The organism is Flagellimonas hymeniacidonis, from assembly GCF_008040165.1.
Taxonomy (GTDB): Bacteria; Bacteroidota; Bacteroidia; order Flavobacteriales; family Flavobacteriaceae; genus Flagellimonas; species Flagellimonas hymeniacidonis.
The window spans coordinates 298,601-324,525 of the sequence record NZ_VRUR01000002.1 but is presented as its reverse complement, the minus strand read 5'-3'; the positions used below and the strand labels follow the sequence as shown (position 1 = coordinate 324,525).

Here is a 25,925-nt window from a genome sequence, read left to right as displayed (position 1 = left end):
TAAAAGAAAATACTATTTTTCTTCATATTTGAATTGAAAATGCGAAGTTTCAGATAACTAAACTCTGGAACTTCGCAAATTTGTTTTAGACAGCACTCTTAAAGAACCCCAAATTTGGCTTCAGTGTTTTACCTGAGCAAAAGGAATCTTTTTAATTTTACCGTAGTAGGGTGGTCCACCTTTTAAGCCATCTTTCCCAGCACCTCTCAATCAATCAAGATTTTCATCAAACAACTTGGTAATCAGTGCTTCTTCCGAGGGCCGGGGTGCATTTGGATCGACAATATTGCCTTCAGGGTCAATAAAGACAAATCTTGGTATTGAGGGTATTCTATAATCTTTAACAATCTGAGAACCAAAGCCTTCATCAGAAAATACCTGTACAGTTTCCAATGCTTCCTTTTCTAAAAACTCCCTCCATCTTTCTTTGTCACTGGGATAGTCTAAGGAAATACCTACAAAATCCACTTTACCCCCATATTTGTCTTTTAGTTTTTTTAAATATGGAAACTCTGCGATACATGGAACGCACCATGTCGCCCAAAAATCGATATAAACATGTTTGCCCAAAAAATCTTCCATTGATGTAGTACCTCCCAGGTAGTTTTCATAATCTTTAAATTTTGGTGCAGGTTCCCCTTTTGGAAGGATTTTGTCCAAATTTTTTATTCCGTAATACAAAAAGTGATGATGTTCATTTACAGGAATGTATTGTTTTTGTAACGCTATGAACGTGGAATCAAGACCTGGTGTGTTTTCCAAATTATCTGTCAGCGTTTCTATCGCGTTCTCCATCAAACTGGAAAATTCGTCCGGTTCTAATTCATAATCCTTTTCTTCTATCGGTAAAACATGAAAAAAGCCTCCCCCCTGCAACAAAAAATTATTCTCCTCTTCGCCGATACCTTCGAAACGTAACGATTCTTTTACATCATCAAGATCTACAGTCAGATTTAGGTCATAACCGTTGTCCAAGAAATTAAAGAATGTTTTTGTACCGTTTAAGATTTTATGCACTGAAGCCTTTTCCTTAAGCTTCAGGGTATCTACAAAGCTTCCATCCTCAGCTATGGGAATGGTTTTTACCAGTTTCCCCGCAAGATTCAAAATCTGTATGGAGTCTGATTCCCTATTGAGAATTTTTCCCGAAAGAGTTACATAATTTTTTAATTTGGCCTCATGTTCACAGCCAAATGTGGCCAATGCTATTACTATTAAGATTGCAAAAATTATTTTTTTCATTTTTTTACTTTTATATTTTTGAAATTGCTTATTCCATTATCCAACCATTCATAATATTCATCAACACTTGGCGTGTACGCGACAGGATCAACGAGGTTTTGTTCTTCGTGGTCCATCAACACATAAAATGGTTGTGAGTTTGCCTTATACTTGATGGTCTGCAACTCACTCCACTTTTGACCGATGTACTTAAGTTTTCTTCCTGGCCTCAGTTCAGATTCAACCTGATTTTCCACGGCCAAAGGGCGCTTATCGTCTACGTACAGTGATATGAGTACGACCTCATTTTTCAAAAACTCCAAGATTCTTGGTTCCGGCCATACATTCTGTTCCATTTTTCGACAGTTTACACAGGCCCAACCGGTAAAATCCAGCATTACGGGTTTCCCCACTCTTTTAGCGTACGCAAGCCCTTTGTCATAATCATTGAAGGCTAAAATATCATGGGGAGGCAACAAATGCCCTCCTTCTGGAAGGTCACCTTCGGACATTATATGCGATGACTGATTATTGGAGGTACTTTTCGAAAAGCCAACACCATAAGGTGACTCACTATATTCCAATGGCGGTGGAAAGGCACTTATTAATTTAAGGGGAGCCCCCCATAGACCTGGAACCATGTAAACCGTAAATGCAAGTATCAAGAGACCAAGTCCTAACCTGCCAACGGAGATGTGTGTCAGAGGGGCATGGTGGGGCAACTTAATCTTTCCAAAAAGATAAAGGGCCATGACCCCGAATATAGCAATCCAAATAGCTATAAAGACCTCACGTTCTAATAAGTGCATCTGTAGTACTAAATCTGCTTGGGACAAGAACTTAAATGCAAGTGCAAGTTCCAAAAAGCCCAACGTTACTTTCACCGTATTTAGCCAGCCTCCCGATTTAGGCAGTGAGTTCAGCCATCCCGGAAATGCCGCAAATAGTGCAAAAGGAAGTGCAATAGCCAAGGAAAATCCTAACATGCCAATCACAGGGGCTAGTCCTCCCTTTGATGCGGCCTCCACCAACAGGGTGCCCACTATGGGTCCTGTACAGGAAAAAGAGACTATTGCCAAGGCCAAAGCCATGAAAAATATGCCTATCAAACCTCCTTTATTCGCTTTGGAATCTACTTTATTGGCCCAAGAGTTTGGCAATGTAATTTCAAAGGCCCCTAAAAAAGAAATAGCAAAAACCACGAGCAGCACAAAGAAAATGATATTGAACCAAACGTTGGTAGCCAGGGCATTCAAAGAATCCGCCCCAAAAACAGCGGTTACCGCACTCCCCAAGAGTACATAAATGACCACAATGGAGATACCATATAAAATAGCGTTCCTTATTCCTTTACTTCTGCTCTTGCTCTGTTTCGTAAAAAAACTTACCGTCAAAGGTATCATGGGAAACACGCACGGGGTCAGCAAGGCTGCAAATCCAGAAATGAAGGCGATGAAAAACACAGTCCAAATACCTCTGCCCCGGTCAGTGGAATAAGGGTTTAAGTCGTTTGCAATAATATCATTTTGACTGTTTAAATCGTTTAGGTTTTGATCCCCGCTCCCTTCTTTGTCGCCCAAATTAAATATTAGTTCAACTTCGGTTGGCGGCAGACAGCGTGTATCGTCACAAACCATAAATTCCACAACTGCTCTTATCTCACCAACCTTCTTCTTGTCCAAGATGATTTTTTGCTTGAAGACGGCATGGTTTTCAAAATACTTGATTTCCTTTTCGAAAATGGAATCAAAACTCACATGGCCCTCCTCTTCTAATGTTCCATCGATTAGACTGAACTCACCTGAACCGTCATCGTACATGAAACTAGTAGGTAGTGGACCATCCAGCGGTACATCCTGGGAATAAAGGTGCCAGTTTGATTGTATGCTAGCCTCAGAAATTAAAATGAATTCCGTATCCGAGATTTTTTTAACGGAGGTTGACCAGTCGACCGGGTTATAAATTTGGGAGTATACTTTAGCTGTCGAAAGAATAAACAGAACGTAAACCAGTGTTTTTTTCATTGTCAAATCATATTTGGACAAAACAAAGGGTTGAAGCTTCAACCCTTTGTTTTGACTAATTCAAATAATTAATTACTGTGAAAATGTGTTAAGGCTATTATTCAGCACAATTTCCTGTAATACTAATAATAGTTAATACTGATTAACTTTAGATTACCCTTAAAGGTTTTCACTTAATTTCCGAACAATTATTTTTTCTTTTAAAATTTTTGTCTATCAACTTTATCGCTCGCTACTTATCTGATCCCATTATTCTTCTACGGTTACTTAAATACCCAAACAGGCAACCCAATCTACTGCACGAAACTTATGGACATTATTAATTTTTGTCAATCAAACCACCCTTTTATACTTTCAATCAATTTACGGTCATTATAATCGAGATGTTCAAACTCGTTGGTCTTGGAATTGTAACGGTACTCTTTTCCCCAAACATCTATGTTCTTCACAATATCAAAGATGGCACCGCAGATATAATTAACTTCAATGTCAGTCATAATTGGGTGTAGGGATAAGCGTACCCAACCAGGTTTGTTGGTTAAGTCTCCATTAGAAATGGCTTCCATAATTCTTTTGGATGCTTCCCTGTCCAAACCTAATAGATGGTGACCATAGGTGCTGGCACAGGACCATCCGCCCCTGACCTGTATGCCAAAACGGTCATTCAATAAACGTACCATAAGATTGTAATGGATGCCCTTAACCGTGAACGAGACGCATCCTATTCGTTTGTCAGAAGTACTTCCAAGAAGCTTAAGACCGGTAATCGTTGAAAGCTTTTGAAAGCAAGAGGCTAGCAGCTCACCCTCCCTTTTCTCCATATTACGCACCCCCATCTTTTCCTTAAGCCTAATGGCCATAGCTGCCCTAATGGTCTGAAGGAAACCGGGGGTACCACCATCTTCCCTTGTCTCTATATCATCAAAATAAGCATAATTCCCCCATGGATCTGTCCATCTGACATTTCCCCCTCCGGGTACGTCCGGGACCTCGTTCTTGTACAGCGCTTTGTTGAATACCAACACCCCGCAGCTTCCTGGGCCTCCTAAAAATTTATGTGGGGAAAAAAGAACAGCATCCAGTCTTTCCTCTGGGTCAGCAGGGTGCATATCAATGTCCACATAAGGAGCGGAGGCCGCAAAATCCATAATACAGTATCCGTCATACCTGTGCATTAGCCTAGCCAGATCCCTATATGCGACAATTGTACCAGTGACGTTGGAGCAGGCCGTGAACGCACCAATCTTGACTTTCCTATCTTTATACCTGACCAGTTCTTTCTCCAAGTTTAAAGGACTAACCTGTCCATTCTCACCACACGGTACGATGACCACGTCAGAGGAGGTTTCCATCCACGATACATGGTTGGAGTGGTGCTCCATATGGGTTATGAACACCACAGGGCGTTCACTATCTGGCATTATTGATTTTTTGCTTGGCGATACTGCATCCCGCAGGCCCATAATCCTCTGCAATCTTACCAACGCTCCGGTCATTCCCGTTCCCGTAGTAACCAAGATATCTTCTTTGTTCGCATTGACATGCTCCCTTATGATTTCCCGGGCATATCTATAGGCATAGGTCGATGCTTTTCCTGTCTCGCTCGAGAATGAGTGGGTATTGGCTACCATTGGCCCTACAAATGTTTGCATGGCGTGCTCTATAGGGTCATATAGTCTCCCACTTGCAATCCAATCGGAATAAATTACATGTTTTATTCCGTTTGGAGTTTTAATACAATTTCTTTCTCCAATTACTCCTATCTTAAATTGTCCGAAATAAGCCTCTAAATCCCTTCTTATGTATCTGTTTTTACTTGACATTTTTTATGTTTTTAAACATTAATTGCCCCGGTAACCAACCGGGGCAATCCCCATCAATCATAATCAACCATCGTTCAATCAATGGTTGTATTTTCAAAGTTTTTGTTTGTTATTAACCTCTAATTGATATAGCAAATTGACTTTGGTAGGTGGAACTTGCTGTGTTAAAAACCATTAAAACTGCGACTATTTTAACACGATATTAATTAATACCTATCCGAAGCTATCACTGAAATCGCGGTATGGGCCGAGAAGAAGTGTAATGTGCATATAATCTAAATCATAATCCCATAGTAGCTAACGATGACCTGTTTTCAGAGTATTAACATGTTAAATTTCATCATGGACATTTCGCTGTAAAAGGGAACACCATCTGATTTATCAAACAATTTCACGATTCTTTCAACGAACCGATGATATATATCATCGAAAAAGTCTAAGCTCCACTAACGATGTACCGATCCAAAAGCTGGGTGATTTTGTTCCAATCCGATGGGTTTGGGGCATTTGAATCAATAATCTTTCCCTCCCTGTCCAAAAGTATAAATCTTGGAATTGTAAGAATTTGGTACTTTTTTATGAAATCATCATCTTTGCTACCACCCAATAATTGTACGCCCTTAAGGCCCTCTTTTTTAATCATTTCCTTCCATTTGTCCCTAAACCTCACATCATCCCGTGAAATGCCCATGAACGTGATACCCTTATCGTCATATTTCTCTTTTAACTTCTTAAGATAGGGGAATTCACGTATGCATGGTCCACACCATGTGGCCCAGATATCAATGTACACTAAATTCCCCTTAAAGTCATCAAGGGAAGCGACACCTCCACTATAGTCTTCGTAGTCGTAGAATTTTGGGGAAGGGCTGCCTTTTACCATGTTCAATGCAGTCTGGTACATGGGGGTTATCTTATCGATATGTTCTTCATTGGTAGAGCATTCAACAAAAGAATTATAAATGAAATGGAGGTCGTTTTTGGAGTTTGCCCTAGTAATGAACTCAAGGTTAGCCTTTAATAACATGCCATTTTTTACCTCCTCGTTTTTTATGTGCTGCGAGACAAGCTCATTGTACACCTTTCCTAAACTCTCTCCTTTTGTCGCCTCCATGCGCTTTATCGACTTATCGTACCAATGGCTGTCCACCAATTTTCTATAGTATTCGCTGGTAAAATAGGACGTGGGGTCAACATCATCCAGATTCAGGCTTGCCAAATCAGAGAGAAAGCCTTTTGAAGCCCTAAAAGTGGAATCGGAAGATTCCCTTTTATACCTTCTCTCAAAATCTTTTATGGTCCACAGATACATATAATCGATATCTTTCTTCAAGATCTCAATGAAACCAATGTTGGCTATCGAGTCTCTTTTATCTTCTACAAAGGAGGTCAATTCTTCATGGACTTCCTTCGCGGTTTCTTTGTAGGTGGACTCGCCCTTTAAGAGACCTCCTTTCCACAATAAATTAAATTTTGGATATTCTACGTCCAATCTTTTATTAGTGAATTCTTGTATCAACTGAGCTTCTTCAACTCCATTTCCAGAAAAGGGCACATCGCCTATACCATGCTCTCCAATTTCCATCTTAAGCTCCCCACTGTCGAGGGCATAGAAACTCCTATAAAAAGGGTGTTGAAGATTGTATATTCCCTTAGTAATTTTCAGGGTGTCTCTAAAAAACCCATTTTCATCTACAGCTATCGCGATTTCTGTACCGTCTGCTCCAGTACCCACAATCAGGTCGCCTACTTCTCCCGCATTTGTGGTAGATCCACTAATTACGAAGTATTTTTCCGCTTCTTCAATTTCTTCTGTCCCTTTTTGGTCTTTACAGCCTCCAAGGCACAAAAAAAGCGTCAAAAGAAAAAAACATATCGTTTCAGGCAAGATCCGCTTCATCAGAGACTTGCAGAAAGTACAGATATTCAATTTAGATATTATAAGTTCCATATGCTTAAAAGTTTTATTTCTTATTTCTTGAAATTATTAAACCCCGTTCTCCTTGAAAAGCGTAGTTATCGCGTCATAATCAGAAGGACGAGGTGCATTTGAGTCAATGATGTAGCCTTGCCGGTCCAAAAGGACAAATCTTGGTATGGCTTTTATCAGATAGGCTTTTTCAAATTCTCCCTCAAAGTTTTTGTTCGCCAATAATTGCACTCCTCCTAGTTCAAGCTCATTAACCATTTTCATCCATAATTCCCGGTCTTCCTCTTTGTCCAGAGAAATGCTCACAAACTCGATATTTCTGTCATGGTACTCTTCTTCAATTTCCTTTAGATAGGGAAATTGTTGCTTACAGGGCCCACACCAAGTAGCCCAAAAATCTATATAGACCAATTTACCGTTAAAGTCGTCAAGAGATGATTTCCCACCGGCATGATTGTCATAGGAATAAAATTTAGGAGACGGTCTACCAGGTACAATCCTTAAGGCATTCTCAAACCTTTCTTCAATTTCAGCAACCATTTCTTCATTGGTGACGCTCTTAAGAAAAAGTTTACGTGCCTCTTCAATATTCTCTTCGGTGTTCTCATTCCAAGTTAGCAAATCCTTGACACCATTGTAAAGCATTCTGTCCCTCACCCTTTCATTATACACATTGTTGAGAACACTTTTGTTGTACTCTGCTAACAAACTGGTGGCACTGTCCTTAAGCAGGTTTCTTTCGTATGGTCTATTTGAATAATAGTTAGTAATCCAAGTGTTGTAAATCCGGCTATTGAAATACCCATTTTCATCTACCTTGTCTAAGTTTGTTAGCTCACTTGACAGCTTTTGAGAAACCTGAAAATCCTTATTGTTTGTTAGACTGCCGTAAGAATCGCGAAACATTTTTAAAGCAACAAGGCGCGCATAGTTCACTTCCGCTTTTTTGGTCTCCACAAGTATGGTGGGCAATGAGTCTGAACTATCGTCAATGTAATCAATCAAGGAAGCGTGGGCCTTGTCGACCTCTTCAAAAAAACGCTTTTCGCCTTTGAGTATTTCATCTTGATTATGATAATTCAAAATACTATTGAGTTTTTGAGAGGACCACCATTTATTCAAAAAACGCGTTTCGGATGCGTTATCACCTGAAAAACTATAATTTTTCAATTCACCATCTCCAAAAGTTCCTTGAAATCTCAACTCTCCTCCGTTGCTGCCACTATATATCTCCTTAAACATTGGCGCGTGGACAAAATAGACAGAATTCTTTCGTTCAAGAGTATCCCTAAAGCTTCCATTTTTTTCCAGTTTTATCTGTTTCGAAATTCCATCCGGTGTCATTATTTTTATTTCGCCCTTGTCAAATCCTGAAATCTGTCCGCTAAAAACGAAGTATTCATTCCCATCATCAGTGTTCTTACATCCTAAAAAGGGAACAATTGTAATCAGCATAATCACCACTCTGAGCCAAGATGCCTTTATGGCCGTACAATTTCTATTTATCATACTAAAGATTTACTATTTAAGGAGAATGGGCCGAGATGCCTAATTACGGCGAAAATTCTCTCGAGCCCAACCTTACCAAATCGTTTGCTTATTTTTTAAAGGTTTAATATGTATTCTGCTCTGTCTGACCCTGACTTTTAAATATTGTATTTGGTGCCAATGGACGTGCATATCTTCTGTCATTGGGCTCTAAAGTGTATGTCCTTGGGGCACTATTGCTACTAACAGATCCATTGCTTACCTCATAAAACTCACGGGTTATGGTTATAGGGTCCGTCAAAGGATCCGTATTCAATCTCCTTATATCTATCCATCTCAAACTATAGGGAAATTCACGCCTTCTCTCATCAATAATCTCCTCTACTGCAATTTTTGGAGTGGCAGGTATTGGCAATGGGTTGTACATGTCTGACCGAAACCTATTGATTCGAACCACCTCTAAATCTTCCATAGCACCACCGATATCACCAAGACGTGCCCTACATTCAGCCCTGGTCAAATAACATTCTGGAACCGACAGCCCTTGCATTCTGACAAACGGTTGTCTAACGTATGTAAAGTAGGGGAAATCAGCATATCGATTGGAAACCCACATATGACCATTCTCTACAAAGAAAAACGATCGGATATCCCCGGGTTGAATCAGGCTAATCAACTCTTGACTTGGTGGGGTGTTAATCCTAAAATTGGTATTCGCCTGACTAAAAAAGTAATCCCGATGGAACGAGTTGTAATCTGTTGAATTGAAATGAAAGAAACTACTTGGATAGACCACATCAAATCCATCACCGAAATTAAAGGCGCCCAGTTCAAAAATTTCATTTTGATAGTCCAACATAGTCGAATGAGCAGATAGTGCAGCTGAAGCGTGCTCTTCGGCCTTTTCATAATCCCCAGTAATTAGGTAAAATCGACTCGCAAGGGCATCAGCAGCCGGTTTGGTATATCGCCATCTGCCACCTTCCCTATGTTCCAATACTGGGTGTTTTAAGGCTTCAAGAATATCAGCTTCTATGAAGTCATAGGTATCTTTTAAATTTGATCTTATCTGACTTTCAGTAGGGGAAGTGGTCTGCCTCAAAACTAGTCCCATTTCTTCTAAATTGGCCTCTGAATAGGGCAGCGTATATACCGATGCTAGTTGAAGATAACTCCAAGCTCTTCTCAAATACGCTTCTGCTCTAACCTCTCTTCGCTCCATGTCATCACCTTCCACGTCAGACCTATCAATATTTTCAAGAATAACGTTCATTTGCGCTATAATAAAATAATGGTGGAGGTAAACGGCCTCTGACACATTCTCTATAGTTGTCTGCCAAGTATATTGATCAAAATCTTCAGGACTAAATCCTTCTCCCTGAGCTGCATCGAACAATTGGGTAGGAATTTCAGTGTTATCTGTACAATAGACGTTGATTGCATCTGCAAAAATATTTTCTGTAAAAACATTATTGTTCAAAATTCCCGCTAACTGTTCTACTGATTTGATTTGCAGCGAATTATTCTTTGAGGGCGGCTCCTCCAGGAAGTCCTCTGAACAGGATATCAACATGAATAAAAATCCCATTAAAATCAATAATTTTTTCATTTCTTTTATATTTGAAAACATAGTATTCTATTTTTTCGATTCTTAATCAATCTTTTAAAAACCAACATTTAGTCCAAGAGAAATAGCTTTCTCAATCCTTCTGGTTTGCTGTGGAAGATATTCTGGATCGAGTCCCCTACTGTTCGCTGTCCAGATGTTCCCTAGGTTTTCGGCCTGGGCAAAAAATCGGAGATTTGAAATCCCAAGTTTTGACAATGTCGTCTGTGGAAAGTCATACGCTAAGTAAATCTCCCTAAATCTAATATGACCAGCGTCTTCAACCAAAGTATCTAAAAAAGGTAAATATCTAGAATAACGCCCATAACTGGAATCAGCACCCTCTGATACAAGCGGCGGGAGACCAGCTTCTTCGTGTCTTCCAGACAGGACCAATTCCAAATCTTCATGGGTCTTATATTTTTGACTCGCATTTAAGAAAGAGGTTTCAAAAGTTGGTCGAACAAATTTGTGCCCAAACTTTCCGGTCAACCTTGTTCTAAGTAAAAAGCCCTTGTAATAAAAATTATTATTCCAACCAATTACCGTAGGTGCAACCCGAGTTCCCGCATACTTTAGAACATCCCTTCCATCAGCTCCATTCTGAATAAACTGGTTCATAAAGTACTGCTCCCCATCCTGTCCCTGAATAACACCGACAGGTGGTAGCTCCGGATCAAAAGGGTTATCGGCCACACCGGCATATTCGTATACATATATGGGTTGAAATGGATTCCCTTCCACGTATGGAAATCTAGTTATATCATCGGGTGCAATAAAATCAAGAAACAAGCTTGTAACCTCGCTATCATTATAAGAAAAGGCCGCATTGGTCAACCAACTAAAATCCTTTCCAAAATTTATCAAAGCATTTAGCTCTATCTCAAAACCCTTGTTTTCCATTTCACCTACATTGAAAACTGCGAATGAACGACCTAAGGTTTCGGAAGTAGAAACTTGAGCAATCAAATCGTAACTTCTTTTATCATAATAATCAACAGATCCATATATTTTATTTCCTAATATTGAGAAGTCAACCCCTGCGTTTAAGGTGTTCACTCTTTCCCATCTTAAATCGGGGTTCCCGAAGTCTTGAACAAAAAATTGCTGATCTCCAAAAGGGTTGGTGAACCCAAAAGTTACAAGTACCGCTCTTGTAGCAGCTTCGTTAACGATATTGCCACTTTCCCCATTAGTAAGCCTTAAATCAAGTTGGTTTACCCAATCCACCTTTTTCATAAAAGATTCCTGACCAATGTTCCATTTTGCCCCTATGGACCACATTGGGTCATATCGTTTTCTATTGTCTTCGACAATAACATTGGCTCCATCTCTTCTGACACTTCCAGAGAGAATATACTTGTCGTCATAGGTATAGGACATATTACCAAATAAAGAAGCAGTCCTAGAATCGGTCGAAGCAAACCTATTACCAGATTTTATTATCGGACGGGTATCCGCAGGAGTCAAAAAATTGGTCCAACTCCCTCTCGCCAAAGTGTTTGGGTCTATAGATGTCGCGGTCTCAGCGTTATAGCCATACACCACATCATTGAATCCTTCGGTAGGAGATGTAATATATTCGGCCCCTAACAAGGCACTCAATCTGTGTTTCTTCCAAAATGTGCGGTTTAAGTCCATAATACCTCGAAAAGTCAATGTTTGAGCCCTAGTCCATCCTTGTTCTAAAATATCGCCTTGAGGCAGATTGCTTGGACCCACAGTTAAGTTCACAGGGTCAAAACTGTTCAAATCTATGGCGTTTACCAGAGAAGCACGATTTGTTATACTTTCTTCACCATAAAAGGAAGAATTGTATATATTAAGATTTTCGTATTGGAAGCTGGGTTTAAAATTTATGCCCTGCGCAAGTTTGATGTTAAGCGCACCATTTACCCTGAACAAGTTTCTAATTGTTTCCCTTTCCGTATTTCTGGCTTCCCTTAAGGGATTATAGTTCAGGTCACTAACAGGAATACCTGAAACATTGTCGATGAAAAAATCCCAAAACCCAGTATCTAACCCAGGTAAAGTCCCAAATTGTCCAACGAATATGGGTAAACTTGGAGAAATTCCGAGTGTATACACAACCGGGGCGTATGAGCCGTCTTCGTTAAGCAACTTCTCATAAGTGCTCAAACTGTTCAATATATTTAAGTCAACATTCCTTGATTTTTCAATATCCCTTGAATATACGCCCGTAATATCAAAATCCATCCATTCGCTGATCTTATACTGTTGTGAGAGGTTGAGTAACAGCTTATTGTTTTCAGCCCCTATAAAGGCCCCGATATTATTGTCATAAAGCAATGAAAATTTTGTGGCACTCTTTTCACTCCTGCTGTTGATGGATAGGTTATATTGCCTGTTGATTGGATTTGTCAGCATATATCGATTCAGGTCTTCGTAAAAATTATTGTTGCTAAATTCTTGAAGAAGTGCGGAACCTGCCTGAGGATTTACCTCTTCTAAAGCAAATGCTTGAATCGCCGCAGTTGTGCTGACTGTGGCTGAACTGGGGCTAATATTATCTAAGCTAGGGAATCGATATCTTTGACCGCCTATCTCGGCTAATCTTCTTTCCCATTCAACCTCTGCAGCTGCGCTGGGTCTGGCCAAGTTATAAGGAAGGTCTACCCTTCCCCTGAACTTTACGAACGTACTGAAGTCTATATCGAAGCCCGGTTCGAAATTTTTTGATTTTGTGGTGATCACTATCACCCCGTTGCCGGCCCTAGCCCCCCAAATTGAAGCTGCTGCCGCATCCTTCAAGATGGTGATGCTTTCGACATCGTTGGGGTTGATGAAATCAAACCCACCTTCTATCGGAAAACCGTCCAAAACAATCAGGGGTTGCCTTGAAGAATTGATCGTGCCTACCCCCCTGATGGCAATATCCTCGGGGTTTATATTCCCATCTGCATCCTCAAAAATCTGAATGCCAGGGGCAATGCCCTGAAGTATACTACCGATACTCTGGGTCACCGTGTTCTTGACGATGCCCTTGTTGATGACATTGAAAGCACCTGTTGCCCTCTCCCTTGTGACGGTCTGATAACCCGTGTACGCCGTCACGAAAACCTCATTCAGATTCTGGACATCCGTGTCCATCACCATATCAATGATCTGTGCGTCGTTATCGACCCTTATCTCCTGTGTGACGAACCCGATATGGGAAAAGACCAGGACATCCCCTACGCTCGCGGTTATACTGAAATTGCCGTCAAAATCCGAAAGCACGCCCCTGGCGATACCTTTCACCAGCACATTGGCACCCGATATCGGCAACCCATCACCATCCACGATTTTACCGGAAATCACGGTTTGTAATGATCCAGAGGGTCTGCTGTCCTTACCTTTTCTCAAAATGACTTGAAAGCCCTCCACAAGATATTCGACCCCGGTTCCCATAAATAGTGTGTTCAATACCGTCTGTATTTCCTCCTCCTCCAATTGAAGGGTGACCTTTCGCTCCAAGTCTATATCTTTCTTCTTGTATATGAAGTTAAAATAGCTATTGGACTCAATGTCGTTTAGAATTTCATTTACGCTCATATTTTCAACCACTACGGTCACCTTCTCACTTGTAGGACTGACAATGCCGGCCTGCATTGCAGATAGAATAAAGGGAAAGAGCATTAGTGTTAGGCGCATCTTTTGATAATAAGTCAGTTTTAACGCATTGGAAAATATGCGTTTAATCGGTTTTTTCATATTTTTAAGTGTTTCTAAGTGATTAGTTAAATAGTCATTTGGCCCAGTCGGAGAATAGTGACGTATCCTCCGACTTTTTTTGTGGCATACAGCTCCTTACAAGTTCATATCTCTTCCTTTTTGATTAATACTATATTTTTATTCTGCTGGATATTGAATAACCCATAAACCTCTAAACATGGTTGACATCAATCAATGATGACCTTGTTGTTCATAATCTTAAAATCGATTTCATGGGCCTTGTTGAAGTAATTCAGTACACTGTCAACACCTACCCTGTAGAAAGTTGCATTGAACTCTTCCCGACCCAACTTTTCATTATGATTTTCAAAATCGACATTGTAGTGCCGCTCTAGTTTTCTCAGGATATCGTCAAATGTTTGGTTTCTAAAAACCAACCTATTCTGCATCCACATCGTATATAAATTTGTATTAACATCAACCAAGCTGATTTCGCCCGTTAATTTCCCAAATCGAGCTAATTGACCTGGATTCATTGGTGTTAATGTATTTTTTTTTGCACCACTCAAAGGTCTCAGGTTCACAGCCCCTTCTACTAGCGCAACGTCAATAAAGTCATCTTCCTCGTAAGCGGAAACATTAAAACGCGTACCCAAGACTTTCACTTCGGTCAAATCGGTGCGAACAATAAAAGGCCTGGATGCATCCGGGGCAACATCAAAATAAGCCTCGCCTTTCACAAAAACGCTCCGTTGACCTGTATCCAAAAAAGATACTGGATACTTAAGTGAAGATCCAGAATTCAGAAAAACCTCGGTACCATCAGATAGATTGACCGAAAACCGCTTTCCGTAGGGCACCCTTATCGTGTTAAAGGAGAGTTCTTTGGTATCGGAATTTTCATAGGTAATTCGGTCTTTTTCCTGCCTGGCCACTAAAATACCGTTTTGGCTCTTCATGCTTTTACTTTGATTGACGTCAATTGTATCAATTCGGCCATCGTGCAATTCCAAAAGCACACTCTCATTTTTCGGAACCAATCGTTCATTGGCTTCAGCTTGCCATAAAAATAGTCTCAGTGTCAAGCCCAAGGCTACGAAAAATAGAAGAGCAGCTGCATACTTCAGATATGGAGATAAATGCCTTCTTCTGCTTTTGAAATCTCTTTTTCCAGTCTTAAGCTTCAATCTTGAAAAAGCGCTTTCCAGATTAATATCAAGCAACGCAAGGTTCAAATCAAATTCTCTTTGTAAGTAGCCCTCGAAATTCCTGAGGTTACGAGACTTATTCAATGCTTCCCTCAATATTTGGAGCTCCTCGTGCGTTATATCTCCCTGCAACAATTTTTCAATCAGTTCTTTCATAAAATTCATGATTCAATACAACAAATTATCATTGTTTTGTAAGTATTTATTATAAATGCTTCAAAAAACTAATATACCCTTAAAAAAAGAAGATTTTTTTTTCTTATTATTGAATGCGTTACTCAAAATAAGCTCTATGAAATATGAGAATGATATCACCGCAGTGAAGGATTTGATCAAAGGTGACAAAGAGGCTCTGAAGTTTTTTTTTGAAATCTATTATACTAGATTGGTTGCATATGTAAATACTTTGTGCAAAGATGTATACACTGCCGAAGACATAGTACAGCAAACTTTTATCAATCTCTGGGAAAGCCGCCAAAGACTGGACCCTACTCTTTCTCCCAGAAACTATCTATATTCTATAGCCAGAAATAGATATATTGACACCCTGAAAAAAAATAAGAAACATTCCTTGCTATTGAAACAGCTATGGGAACTTGGACTTAGAGACCGAATTGAAGAAGAACATAGTCATCAAGAAATGCGTATAGCAAAGTTAAAGGATATTATTGAAGAACTTCCTCCAAGCTGTCGCAAAATTTTGAAAATGAGTAAAATGCAAGGCTTTTCCCATAAGGAGATTTCAGAGAAACTACAAATATCAACCAAGACTGTTGAGAGTCAGATGAGAATCGCCTATAAAAAAATACGGAAAGCATTTGAGAAATCGGCAATGATTGTTCTAACAGTACTTCTGAGAAGAACTATCTCTTTTACTAGGTGGCCATCTCGCCCTAGAAACATATAGATATAATTAGCCATGAATATTGCGAATCCCCGCTAAATCGGAAACCTGCACCTACTATTTCTCGAATTTCCTATGAATTCAAATTTTGAACAAGCGGTAGTTGAGGTTACTATGGTGATACTAACGTCTAGCTACAGAGTTAAATACAATTGGTTGATAACGAAAACGTTCTTTGGAGGAGAAGGTTGTCTTGGGATTTCCTTTTACACAATTAAAACTGGGGACAGGTTGTTGGCGAAAAAGGTCCTTTGACTTGGTTTCAGGAACGTTCTGATTGGGAAGTGTTTGGAATTGTTACATTTACTCAGACATAAATTTCAAGGCTGTTTGTTCTATAGCAAGTGCTTTTCCCTAAAAAAAAGAATTTTACGGTAAGGAATTCAAGGAGCTTACAATTACCGATTTGAGGACATCAAAAAGCTGACAACCTGAAAAAGGGGTTCACATATTTTTCAGGAGTTATCTGAAATCTACTAATTCGTAGAGACCACCTATATTTATTTCCCATTGAAAGGATGTGCTTGGGCATCATCATAAAAATAGGTTTCTTAAAAGCTATGAAAAAATGTGTTTGGCTTTAAATAAAGCCAAACACCTTCTAATTTAAACTCATGTACTTATTGAGGTAGTGTAATGATTTTTGCAATAACCTACTTAAGGCTACCGGTCAAAACATACCCCACCCATGGACCATAATTGCGATTCAGTACGTGTTCTGCTCTGTTTGTCCTTGGCTGTTAGTAATGACTGCATCGAAAATTGGACGAGCATATCTTCGGTCGCTGGGTTCCAAGGTATAAGTTGTAATCACATCGCGATTGACAATACTATTCGCCACTTCATAGAAATCTCTAGTGATGATTATTGGATCAGTCAAAGGATCATTGTTTAATCTTCTGATATCAATCCATCTCAAACTATACGGGAATTCCCTTCTCCTTTCATCGATAATCTCCTCGACTGCAGCTTTTTCATTTGCAGGTATGGGCAAGGGTCTGTACATGTCGGTATAAAACCTATTGACCCGAACCATTTCCAAATCGGCCATGGCCCCGGCAATGTCCCCTCGACGGGCCCTACATTCGGCCCGGGTCAAAAAACTTTTAGGTACCGAAAGCCCTTTTACGGAAAAAACGCCTTCTTTGACGTATCCTATATGTGGAAATTCATTATACTGGGGTCCAAATTGAACATATAAATCTTCCACAAAGAACAACGAACGTACGTCACCAGGTTCAATTAAATCAACTAGCTCCGAACTTGGAGGTCCTTGATGGCAATATTATCTATATCCCCATCTGCCTGCATCCTCAAAAATCTGAATGCCGGGGGCAATGCCCTGAAGTATACTACCGATACTCTGGGTCACCGTGTTCTTGACGATGCCCTTGTTGATGACATTGAAGGCTCCTGTTGCCCTCTCCCTTGTGACGGTCTGATAACCCGTGTACGCCGTCACGAAAACCTCATTCAGATTCTGGACATCCGTGTCCATCACCATATCAATGATCTGTGCGTCGTTATCGACCCTTATCTCCTGTGTGACGAACCCGATATGGGAAAAGACCAGGACATCCCCTACGCTCGCGGTTATACTGAAATTGCCGTCAAAATCCGAAAGCACGCCCCTGGCGATACCTTTCACCAGCACATTGGCACCCGATATCGGCAACCCATCACCATCCACGATTTTACCGGAAATCACGGTTTGTAATGATCCAGAGGGTCTGCTGTCCTTACCTTTTCTCAAAATGACTTGAAAGCCCTCCACAAGATATTCGACCCCGGTTCCCATAAATAGTGTGTTCAATACCGTCTGTATTTCCTCCTCCTCCAATTGAAGGGTGACCTTTCGCTCCAAGTCTATATCTTTCTTCTTGTATATGAAGTTAAAATAGCTATTGGACTCAATGTCGTTTAGAATTTCATTTACGCTCATATTTTCAACCACTACGGTCACCTTCTCACTTGTAGGACTGACAATGCCGGCCTGCATTGCAGATAGAATAAAGGGAAAGAGCATTAGTGTTAGGCGCATCTTTTGATAATAAGTCAGTTTTAACGCATTGGAAAATATGCGTTTAATCGGTTTTTTCATATTTTTAAGTGTTTCTAAGTGATTAGTTAAATAGTCATTTGGCCCAGTCGGAGAATAGTGACGTATCCTCCGACTTTTTTTGTGGCATACAGCTCCTTACAAGTTCATATCTCTTCCTTTTTGATTAATACTATATTGCTTTTCTTGTTTTAATTTCCCAAAACAGAATATCAAAACCACCGCACCATCTTTATACCCATCAATTCTTCTTTCTATACTACAAATCGACATAGTCTTGTATGTCATTCATTGTAAATACTTTATAAAAAGGGTTCACCCTTGAAAAAGTTTTTTCTTCATTATTAATTCTAAAACCAAAGAAACCCAATGCATTATAGCGATGGCATAACCGCCATAAAAGATTTGATTAATAGTGAGGAAGAAGCATTGAGATTTTTTTGAAACATATTATGATGTTTTCATCGCCTAGGATATAGCCCAGTAAGCCTTTATCAATTTATGGAAAAGGTTTTTGGTTCTCTCAAGCGGCAGTGCCGTAGCTGAATACATCGGGGAGTCTAGATGGGTTTTTATTATGAAATTTTCCTTAAATGCCCCAACTTCTTTTATGATGTCAGTACATTTTTGTTCAGGTAGGTTGATATAAAGCTAAAACTGGGCAAATCGCTTTTTATTATTATTAAGAAGCAATTTTGACGAAAAGCTTCGGTATCAAACAGCGATATTGTATTCAATTTTCTTGATGGAATACCAAAAGGATTCTTCAAAAAAATGGCACCTAATTTGTATTGCCCTTGTACCGGTAAGTTAGGTTTCCATATAGCAAGAACCTAAAAAAGAGTGACAAAATAATCTATCTAGTTTTTCACCAGTAAAGTTTGCCCTTTATTCAGCCAATGAATTATATAATAACAAGTTACACTTTTGGGTTAAAGATTATTTCATAAGATTCTGCCCCATCTAACATATTTTTGGCAAATTCGGTTACATCTTTTGTTGTTATACCCTTTACGATATGTTCAAAACTCTCTGGCAGATTCATATTGTAACCTTCCCAAAAATAATTATAAAGTAGGTTCATGGTGTAGTTGTTCTTGCTCTTTGCCTGTTCCCTCTCCTTAAGATAATTGGTCAAGGTTTTTCTTAGATCGACTTCTGAAACCTGACCCTCTGCAATTTTTCGTATTTCATTGCTGGCTATGTTCTTCAACTGTTCTACCTTCTGGGGATTGCAGTCAAATGAAACCTTGACAAAAGCCTGACCTATAGGTCGTTTAGAAATCCATGATTGGACAGATGCTCCATAAGTGCCCCCTTCTTCTTCCCTAAGAGTCTCTGTATACCTAAGTTTTAATATATCCCCAAAAATTCTCGCCAAGAGTTCATTTCGCAACGTATGTTCATATGTGTTCCTGTATTGTATCCTGACCGAGCTTTTTGGATCTTCCATTTCAAGAACAATCTTTTTTTGGATTTTTCGGTCTACCCATTGATCATTATAGGGTTTCCAATTTTCTTTGATGCCTGTAGAGGGTATACTGGCAATATATTTCGTTAGTAACGTTCTTAAATTGTCAATTGGCACATCACCTATTATAAAAAATTCGAAATCAGAAGGGTCATTGAACCTTTCCCGATACAGTCGCTCCATTTTCCCTAAATCCACTTGGTGCACATAATTTTCATCGAAAATCGGCTTTTGCGGGTTATTCTTTCCATATACAGTTACTGTAACACTATCCACTATTTTTTCGTTGATGTTGGAAGATCGCATGGCTAAGTAATTATCTACCTTGTCCATATATGCCTCATATGCTTCTTTGTCAAATCTCGGCTTGACAAAATGTAGGTATAGCAATTGAAACATAGTTTCCACATCATCTGTCACCGAAGATCCATTGATATGCTCACCTAGTTCACTTATAGAAAAGCGTACATTAGCGGTTTTACCTGTCAAAACTTTTCCAAGGTTTGTTTTTGAGTATGATGCAAGACCAAATTCAGGTAACATATAATTTATAAATCTCGCAGATGTCAACTCGTCATCGGACAGTAACGACAATCCTCCGTTACTTGTTGCTTTTAAACTTACGCTGTTCTCCTCTTCATTTGCAAATTTGTAATGCACTTTCACCCCATTGCTCAATTCAAAGGTGGTGGAGCCTATTTCTTTGTTTACACTTTCAGCCAATACTGAACCAGCCACAATTTCAGACTCTGCAACCAAATCATCGCTAATCGGATTTTCTACGTAAGGCTGAAGGGAGTCATTTCTCTCAGAGGCATAGATGATTTCTTTTGCTTTCTCTTGGGAAAGGTTTTGCTCTCCCTCGACACCAGTAATTGCCAAAAACCTATTTTCTTGGGTAAGCAGTTTTCTGAAATGGTTCTTCAAATAGTCGACAGTAAGGCCTTCCATAATCCCTTTGGCTATATCATATTCTTTTTCCACATCCCTTATCTGTTTTCCCTTTAGGAAATCCTGCTTTATCAGTTCTGCCAACCTCCAGATTTCGCGATCTCCAAGCTTTTTGATACGATTTTCATAGTCTTTTTTTTGGTTTGCTATCTCCCTTTCTAGTTCTTGGGGCAAAAATCCGTACCGATACGCCCTTGTGATCTCGTCCATAACGGATCGAAAGGCTTCTTCCTGTTGATTAGGTTTAGGGTCGATGTCAACAAAGAGTGCATTGCTATTTCTCAATAGTTCACCAAAGCCCATACTTGCCTGCAGAAATGAAGAACTGGAATTCTGTGAAATCTCGGCCAGTCTTTTGAATAAGAGGCTTGTAACTATTTTATTTACCAATTCGTCCTTAAAGTCTCCCCGCTTATCTTTCGTATTGTTCTTTCTGGGGTGCCTTACGCCAAAAGTGATGTGTGAGGTTTTCACTTCTTTGTCCGTTGCCAAAACATACTGTATTTCAGAATTTTTCGGAATATCGATAAGAACTCGATCAAGGGGGTTTTCGACCGCTTTGATATCAGCAAAAAGTGATTTTACCTTTTTCTCAACCATATCTACGTCCACATCGCCTATAATCGCTATCGCCTGTAGGTCCGTCCTATACCAATCTTGATAGAATTGTCGTAATACTTTAGGATCAAAATTCATGACTACTTCCATCTTTCCTATTGGCATTCTATCTGCATACTTTGTATGGTTGGACATTATCGGGAGTTGCTTCTCGAATATTCTCATGTGGCCTGATTGTCGGGTTCGCCATTCCTCTTGAATTACACCCCGCTCGGCATCTATTTCTTCATCGGTCAGTAAAAGATCGTTCGCCCAGTCACGCACGATCAACAAACAAGTATCGATGAGCGATTCCTTGACAGGAATGTTGTTTATATTATAAACTGTCTCATCAAAGGAGGTATATGCGTTGATATCCTTTCCAAAGACAGCACCGTGCTTTTGCAGCGTGTTTAAAACACCTTTTCCCTCAAAGTGTTTTGTTCCATTAAAGGCCATGTGCTCCAGAAAATGTGCAAGTCCCCTTTGATCTTCGTTTTCGAGTACAGATCCCACGTTTTGTATGATGTAGTAGCTTGCGGCATCTTTAATCACATCTGTTGGATAGATGTAGTAGGTAAGACCATTTTTCAACACCCCTTTTCTTACTTTGAGGTCAACGGGTAAAGGTCCGCTTGTTTCCTGTGCAATTGAACAGTTGAGATTAAGATTGAAGAGAATCAGAAAAGTAATAATATATTTCATTGTGTATCTGGATTTTCTAGTAATGCTCTCCTCTGAACAACATCCATTAAAACAGAATTGTTAAAATATCATAAAATGATACACCCATTAGAAGAAAATAGATTTTGGCGCAAGATCATTCCATATCTTCGAAGAACGTGATTTTAACTCGTAGCCGAACACCATTGCCGCTTTTCTTTGTCGGCAAAAAAGATGAAGTATGGGAATTACGGTGTTCCGTAATGATAGGGCAAATCTTAAACTTAAAGATACCTTACTCACCTTCTTTCAATCTACCCATAAATAAAAAAGGAAATTTCCTTACTCGATTTAATTAAAAAGCCTTGAATATTTTGTAAACAGAATAGTGAACAGCAACTATCTGTGAATTGAAGATTGACCGGATTTCCATAAATACTCTAGAAAAATTTAGTTTTATTTCTTCATCCTTCATCCAGTTTTCTTTCTTTGGAATATGCTTTATGATAAACTGCTTTTTGAATTGCAACATGTAGTCTATTCCATCACCAAAGCCAATAAACTCTCCCTATTTTAAACGAAATAAAATTTCTGCTCTTCGCTTTGGCACTTCCCTTTCTCCTTTTGTAATTCTGGCATCCCACGAAAGACCCGTTCCCTTACCAACGCTTTTTGTAGGATTTTTAATAAGTTCAAAAAAGCGTTCAAAGTATTTGGCCGTATCCGGGTCATTCCCTTTTCCAAAGAATTGATACGATAGATTGCTCAAAATCGCCTTGCTCGCCTTATCTCCATAAACCATGTCATTTTGAGTTTTATCCAGCATCACGTAAATAGTGGCAATATCATAACTTCTCAATGTTCCTGGATTACAATAAGAAACATCCCCATTCATCATTAGGGGATATGCCACCGAGAGAATACATAGACCGTTTCGGGGAAGAATTCTTCCCCGAAACGGTCAACGATAAAGGTATTTTTATGAATTTAGCGATGTCCTAAAAAAGGTAAGGCTACAATTACTTTGTAGCTAAATTCTTTAAGCTGAGCAAAAGTTTTATTTTCTAGAAGGCCCTCTCTACTTGACAATTTTTGAAATACTTTTCCTTTTTTATCAAACATTTCAACAAAACCAAACAATGTTATAATAGACGCCTATCCGGTCCCTTATATGAAGTATTAACGCTTTTATCAGCAATTCCTTTGACATCTCTATTTATCCTTTGATAGTTCAGGTCGAGTTCTTCTTTAGTGAATACTAGTCTAGGCTCGGGCTTTAATTTAACGATATTCAATAATTTGAATCTAATTTTTCTGTCTTTCCCATCTGCAAAAGCAATAAATTCACCTTGCTTTAATCTAAAAAAAAGATCCGCTCTACGTTTTGGAGCTTCTTTCTCCCCTTTGGTAATCCTAGCATCCCAAGAAAGACCAGTTCCTTTGCTAATGCTTCGTGTCGGATTCTTTACAATCTCGAAGAACCGTTCGTAGTATTTAGCTGTATCAGGATCATTTACTTTTCCAAAAAACTGATACGACAAATTACTTAGAATAGCTTTACTTGCTTTCTCTCCATATAGCATATCGTTTTGGATTTTATCTTGCATAACATAAACTGTGGTAATGTCGTAGCTCCTTAAGGTTGCGGGAATTCGATGCATATTGAGTAATTTGATTGTTGGGGCTTCTTCCATTAATATAAAGGAAGATTCTTGATTTCTCACGCTCATTTGTTTTATAACCGTATGCATAATCGTGGCAATGATTGGGGAATATGCTGATTCATATTGTGGTTTATTTACAACAGAAATAACTCCTTTACTTTTGGAATTATTAATATCTAATGGAACTTCATCTGCCGAGAGTATCATGAACAATTTCTGTGAACTAATTTTCTTGAGGGCATTCGCCAAGGTGCTTTTTACACCAGCAGTCTGCTTTTCTGATTCGATACCATTTATAAAGGCACTAGCCATCGCTTTTGAAGTCAAATCGGAACTTAAAAAAGCAACTAATTTCTTAGTGTTCATCGATTGAAAAAGCGCAATCAAATGAGGTAATGTACAATACTTATGGTGTGCTGTTTTTAATTTCCAAATCAATCCACTCAACAAACCTTCAACGGCGTCCGAAAAGAATTTATTACTCCCTGATGCTTCCGAAAGGCTTTGTTCCAATAAATTTTCAATTAGCACTTTTGATACCTCATTGACACTTTCTTCATTTGGCAAGTATCTTGGAGCAATTGGATTGACCTTAAAATGGATTTCATCGAATGATATGGTATAAAATTTAACCTCTTTGTCTTTAAAAAGCGGATAGGCAATCTCAGTCAGCTCAAAATCTTTATAATCATGTATGATACCACAGAATTCATGTTTACTGAAATGTTTCAGAAAATTGTAAATAACGCTCTCCGTTTTTCCACTACCTGCAGAACCAATGATAGAAACTCCCCTTTTAACATTCCCAATTTGAAATTTGCCAGTTTTCAGTTTAAACGGTACTCGATACTTCTTGTCCTTCATTTCGGATTTTTCCGTATGGAAAAAGACATAGAAAAGAAGAGCAAGGGTAATCAGGGGAATGATTGTGCATAGAACGATATGAGCCAATGAAGCATTCATATACCTATGGAACTGGATTGAATGGCCTTGTCAAAACCTTGTTTTATTTTCTTAATGGCTTTTACTGTCAATTGCAATTTATTTGTTGGTATGTTCATAGTGGGAACTCCGGATTTTGAAAGTAGCTTGTAGGCTACTGCTCTTTCATTGGTTGGCAATCCTGATAGGACTGAAAAGTAGATTTTGGGGTTCTTTAAAAGTGTTTTTCTTGCCTTATAGGATTCCACATAATTTCGCTTATAATGGAATAACTTATCGAACGTCTTTTCTGAGGCTGCAAAGAATCCATTCCTATCAAACCCCCGCTTTACTATTTTACCGTGCATCATTACTTCCGAAGCTTTATGTTTGCCTCCTGGGGACAAGCTTACTGAATTACTCATATCCTTTCGGCTTACAATAATATGAATGTGGGTCTGTGATCCTTCTTTGGGCATCCCTCTAACAATACGTTTCCCATTTTGTTGATGCGGGGCCTGTTTTTCAAGTCGAGAAATTTGGTTTTCCAGTTTTTTGATGTTTCCCGTGTTCCTACCTTCCTCGATAGCTCGAATTTCATGTTTGAACGACAATATTTTTGTAGCGTAGGGTTGGTTTTCCTGTATCTCTTTGTCCGTTCCTTTGAAAGATCGTTGATATTCAATTTTGGCAAAATATTTAATATCATTTACAGATACTTCCTTTCCATTGATTTCCCTATGAAATGCCTTGGCATAATCTTTCATAAGTTCTTGGGTATAGGTTTTTAAATCTCTTTTGGGGTCTTGTAATTGTTTTAACTCCCTTATACTAGGATTTATGGTGATTGAATAAAACTTGGGCTCCTTCTTTTTAAGTTTGGCAGTATTGCCATCAATTTCTTTGATGACTTCACTACCCGTGATTTCCTCACCGTATTGGTTAAAAAAGTGTTCCTGCTCCGCAATGGGTTTTCCTTCATTTTCCTTTTCAAGATAGGAGACAAAATCACCAACGCTTTGCGAATAGTCTCCACTGATTTTTTGAGGGGAAATGGTGATGTACATCTATAACTGTTTTTTTAATTCTTCCAAGGTTGTTATGTCTATATCTAATTTGAAAGAACCTTTACCAAAATTACTTTTCACATAAGTTACTTTTGACAGGATATCATCCATCTGAAGTTTTAATGTGTGGTACTTTTCCTTAAGGTTATAATATCCTTCACGATAATACTCCAGTTCTTCGTTCTCCGAAGTAACTAGGGGAGTTTCAAAACCAAAAGATTCCTCTTCTTTTTCAAGATTGGTGGTTTCTTCAAATAGGGTTTGCAACATGGCATTCATCGGTTTGGTCTGGTGCTTTTCAATGTTCTTAAGAATGGCAATTACTGCATTTATCCGTTTATTGGTTCGCTCATTTTTAACACCCAAGTTATCGTGTGGGGAAAGGTCGTTCCAATCAAAAAAATTAAGCATCGCTGCTAATGCTTCTGTATTGGACTTTGAAATTTCCTTGGAAAACTTTCTAAATCTAACAGCTACTTTTTTCTTGATGTTAATCGCCGAAAAGTCATATTTTGAAAATTCTTCCATGCTTTTTTGCTGTAAAAAAATGCTTATTCGTTGGAGTTCTGAAGCAATTTGCTGCAAATCCAAAAAACATTTCGGTTTATTAAATTTATATCTAACTGTTTTTCAAATACTTATAATTCGTAACA

16 protein-coding genes and 1 pseudogene are annotated in these 25,925 nt (G+C 39.0%); 1 reads left to right on the top strand and 16 read right to left on the bottom strand.

Annotated elements, in window-relative coordinates:
* Positions 1-210 precede the first annotated feature (210 nt).
* The 8 genes from FVB32_RS10265 to FVB32_RS10230 form a co-directional block, all read right to left on the bottom strand.
* The gene (locus tag FVB32_RS10265) at positions 211-1,242 is read right to left on the bottom strand and encodes a TlpA family protein disulfide reductase (RefSeq protein WP_147743707.1); all 1,032 of its coding nucleotides are present in this window, start codon (positions 1,240-1,242) and stop codon (positions 211-213) included.
* Complete coding sequence (locus FVB32_RS10260) at positions 1,239-3,245, bottom strand: protein-disulfide reductase DsbD family protein (RefSeq protein WP_147743706.1); 2,007 nt, start codon at positions 3,243-3,245, stop codon at positions 1,239-1,241. The genes FVB32_RS10265 and FVB32_RS10260 overlap by 4 nt, the downstream gene beginning before the upstream one ends.
* Before the next feature lie 329 nt (positions 3,246-3,574).
* Positions 3,575-5,068, bottom strand: a complete 1,494-nt coding sequence (locus tag FVB32_RS10255) for an aminotransferase class V-fold PLP-dependent enzyme (RefSeq protein WP_147743705.1) — start codon at positions 5,066-5,068, stop codon at positions 3,575-3,577.
* A 436-nt stretch (positions 5,069-5,504) separates the two neighbouring features.
* Complete coding sequence (locus FVB32_RS10250) at positions 5,505-6,968, bottom strand: TlpA family protein disulfide reductase (RefSeq protein ID WP_187269556.1); 1,464 nt, start codon at positions 6,966-6,968, stop codon at positions 5,505-5,507.
* A gap of 87 nt (positions 6,969-7,055) precedes the next feature.
* Positions 7,056-8,507, bottom strand: coding sequence for a TlpA family protein disulfide reductase (locus tag FVB32_RS10245; RefSeq protein ID WP_147743703.1), 1,452 nt, complete (start codon positions 8,505-8,507; stop codon positions 7,056-7,058).
* A gap of 103 nt (positions 8,508-8,610) precedes the next feature.
* A complete protein-coding gene (locus FVB32_RS10240) occupies positions 8,611-10,095 on the bottom strand; it encodes a RagB/SusD family nutrient uptake outer membrane protein (protein ID WP_187269555.1) in 1,485 nt (494 codons plus the stop codon).
* A 54-nt stretch (positions 10,096-10,149) separates the two neighbouring features.
* Entirely contained in the window at positions 10,150-13,806 is a 3,657-nt protein-coding gene (locus FVB32_RS10235; protein ID WP_147743701.1) for a SusC/RagA family TonB-linked outer membrane protein, read from the bottom strand.
* 188 nt (positions 13,807-13,994) lie between these two features.
* Positions 13,995-15,131 (bottom strand): FecR family protein, encoded by a 1,137-nt coding sequence (locus FVB32_RS10230; protein ID WP_187269554.1) that lies wholly within the window; start codon positions 15,129-15,131, stop codon positions 13,995-13,997.
* 136 nt (positions 15,132-15,267) lie between these two features.
* Here FVB32_RS10230 and FVB32_RS10225 point away from each other — a divergent pair, with 136 nt between their 5' ends.
* On the top strand, positions 15,268-15,882 hold the full coding sequence (locus FVB32_RS10225) for an RNA polymerase sigma factor (RefSeq protein WP_187269553.1): 615 nt from the start codon (positions 15,268-15,270) through the stop codon (positions 15,880-15,882).
* A 703-nt stretch (positions 15,883-16,585) separates the two neighbouring features.
* On the opposite strand, the gene FVB32_RS10220 is transcribed toward FVB32_RS10225, so the two are convergent.
* From FVB32_RS10220 to FVB32_RS10190, 8 genes and pseudogenes are all read right to left on the bottom strand, one after another.
* Positions 16,586-17,089 carry a RagB/SusD family nutrient uptake outer membrane protein gene (locus tag FVB32_RS10220; protein WP_187269552.1) on the bottom strand — a complete coding sequence of 168 codons (504 nt, stop codon included), beginning with the start codon at positions 17,087-17,089 and terminating at the stop codon, positions 16,586-16,588.
* A gap of 75 nt (positions 17,090-17,164) precedes the next feature.
* Positions 17,165-17,980 carry an STN domain-containing protein gene (locus FVB32_RS10215; protein WP_147743697.1) on the bottom strand — a complete coding sequence of 272 codons (816 nt, stop codon included), beginning with the start codon at positions 17,978-17,980 and terminating at the stop codon, positions 17,165-17,167.
* 96 nt (positions 17,981-18,076) lie between these two features.
* Positions 18,077-18,226 (bottom strand): hypothetical protein, encoded by a 150-nt coding sequence (locus tag FVB32_RS17820; protein ID WP_222707961.1) that lies wholly within the window; start codon positions 18,224-18,226, stop codon positions 18,077-18,079.
* A gap of 631 nt (positions 18,227-18,857) precedes the next feature.
* Positions 18,858-21,662 carry a M16 family metallopeptidase gene (locus FVB32_RS10210; protein WP_147743696.1) on the bottom strand — a complete coding sequence of 935 codons (2,805 nt, stop codon included), beginning with the start codon at positions 21,660-21,662 and terminating at the stop codon, positions 18,858-18,860.
* Between the two features lie 313 nt (positions 21,663-21,975).
* A pseudogene (locus FVB32_RS10205) lies at positions 21,976-22,488 on the bottom strand (TraM recognition domain-containing protein); the annotation flags it as partial.
* A gap of 274 nt (positions 22,489-22,762) precedes the next feature.
* A complete protein-coding gene (locus FVB32_RS10200; protein WP_147743695.1) occupies positions 22,763-24,247 on the bottom strand; it encodes a type IV secretory system conjugative DNA transfer family protein in 1,485 nt (494 codons plus the stop codon).
* Complete coding sequence (gene mobB / locus FVB32_RS10195) at positions 24,244-25,272, bottom strand: MobB family relaxase (protein WP_147743694.1); 1,029 nt, start codon at positions 25,270-25,272, stop codon at positions 24,244-24,246. Before mobB ends, FVB32_RS10200 begins: the two co-directional genes overlap by 4 nt.
* Entirely contained in the window at positions 25,273-25,800 is a 528-nt protein-coding gene (locus tag FVB32_RS10190) for a BfmA/BtgA family mobilization protein (RefSeq protein ID WP_246139866.1), read from the bottom strand.
* Positions 25,801-25,925 lie beyond the last annotated feature (125 nt).

Bases quoted from the DNA above. Each gene is read 5' to 3' on its own strand.
- FVB32_RS10235 (WP_147743701.1), bottom strand. From the start codon at position 13,806: ATGAAAAAACCGATTAAACGCATATTTTCCAATGCGTTAAAACTGACT.
- FVB32_RS10255 (WP_147743705.1), bottom strand. From the start codon at position 5,068: ATGTCAAGTAAAAACAGATACATAAGAAGGGATTTAGAGGCTTATTTC.
- FVB32_RS10240 (WP_187269555.1), bottom strand. From the start codon at position 10,095: ATGAAAAAATTATTGATTTTAATGGGATTTTTATTCATGTTGATATCC.
- FVB32_RS10260 (WP_147743706.1), bottom strand. From the start codon at position 3,245: ATGAAAAAAACACTGGTTTACGTTCTGTTTATTCTTTCGACAGCTAAA.
- FVB32_RS10210 (WP_147743696.1), bottom strand. From the start codon at position 21,662: ATGAAATATATTATTACTTTTCTGATTCTCTTCAATCTTAATCTCAAC.
- FVB32_RS10245 (WP_147743703.1), bottom strand. From the start codon at position 8,507: ATGATAAATAGAAATTGTACGGCCATAAAGGCATCTTGGCTCAGAGTG.
- FVB32_RS10225 (WP_187269553.1), top strand. From the start codon at position 15,268: ATGAAATATGAGAATGATATCACCGCAGTGAAGGATTTGATCAAAGGT.
- FVB32_RS10230 (WP_187269554.1), bottom strand. From the start codon at position 15,131: ATGAAAGAACTGATTGAAAAATTGTTGCAGGGAGATATAACGCACGAG.
- FVB32_RS10190 (WP_246139866.1), bottom strand. From the start codon at position 25,800: ATGGAAGAATTTTCAAAATATGACTTTTCGGCGATTAACATCAAGAAA.
- FVB32_RS10215 (WP_147743697.1), bottom strand. From the start codon at position 17,980: ATGAAAAAACCGATTAAACGCATATTTTCCAATGCGTTAAAACTGACT.
- FVB32_RS10250 (WP_187269556.1), bottom strand. From the start codon at position 6,968: ATGAAGCGGATCTTGCCTGAAACGATATGTTTTTTTCTTTTGACGCTT.
- mobB (WP_147743694.1), bottom strand. From the start codon at position 25,272: ATGTACATCACCATTTCCCCTCAAAAAATCAGTGGAGACTATTCGCAA.
- FVB32_RS17820 (WP_222707961.1), bottom strand. From the start codon at position 18,226: ATGACATACAAGACTATGTCGATTTGTAGTATAGAAAGAAGAATTGAT.
- FVB32_RS10200 (WP_147743695.1), bottom strand. From the start codon at position 24,247: ATGAATGCTTCATTGGCTCATATCGTTCTATGCACAATCATTCCCCTG.
- FVB32_RS10265 (WP_147743707.1), bottom strand. From the start codon at position 1,242: ATGAAAAAAATAATTTTTGCAATCTTAATAGTAATAGCATTGGCCACA.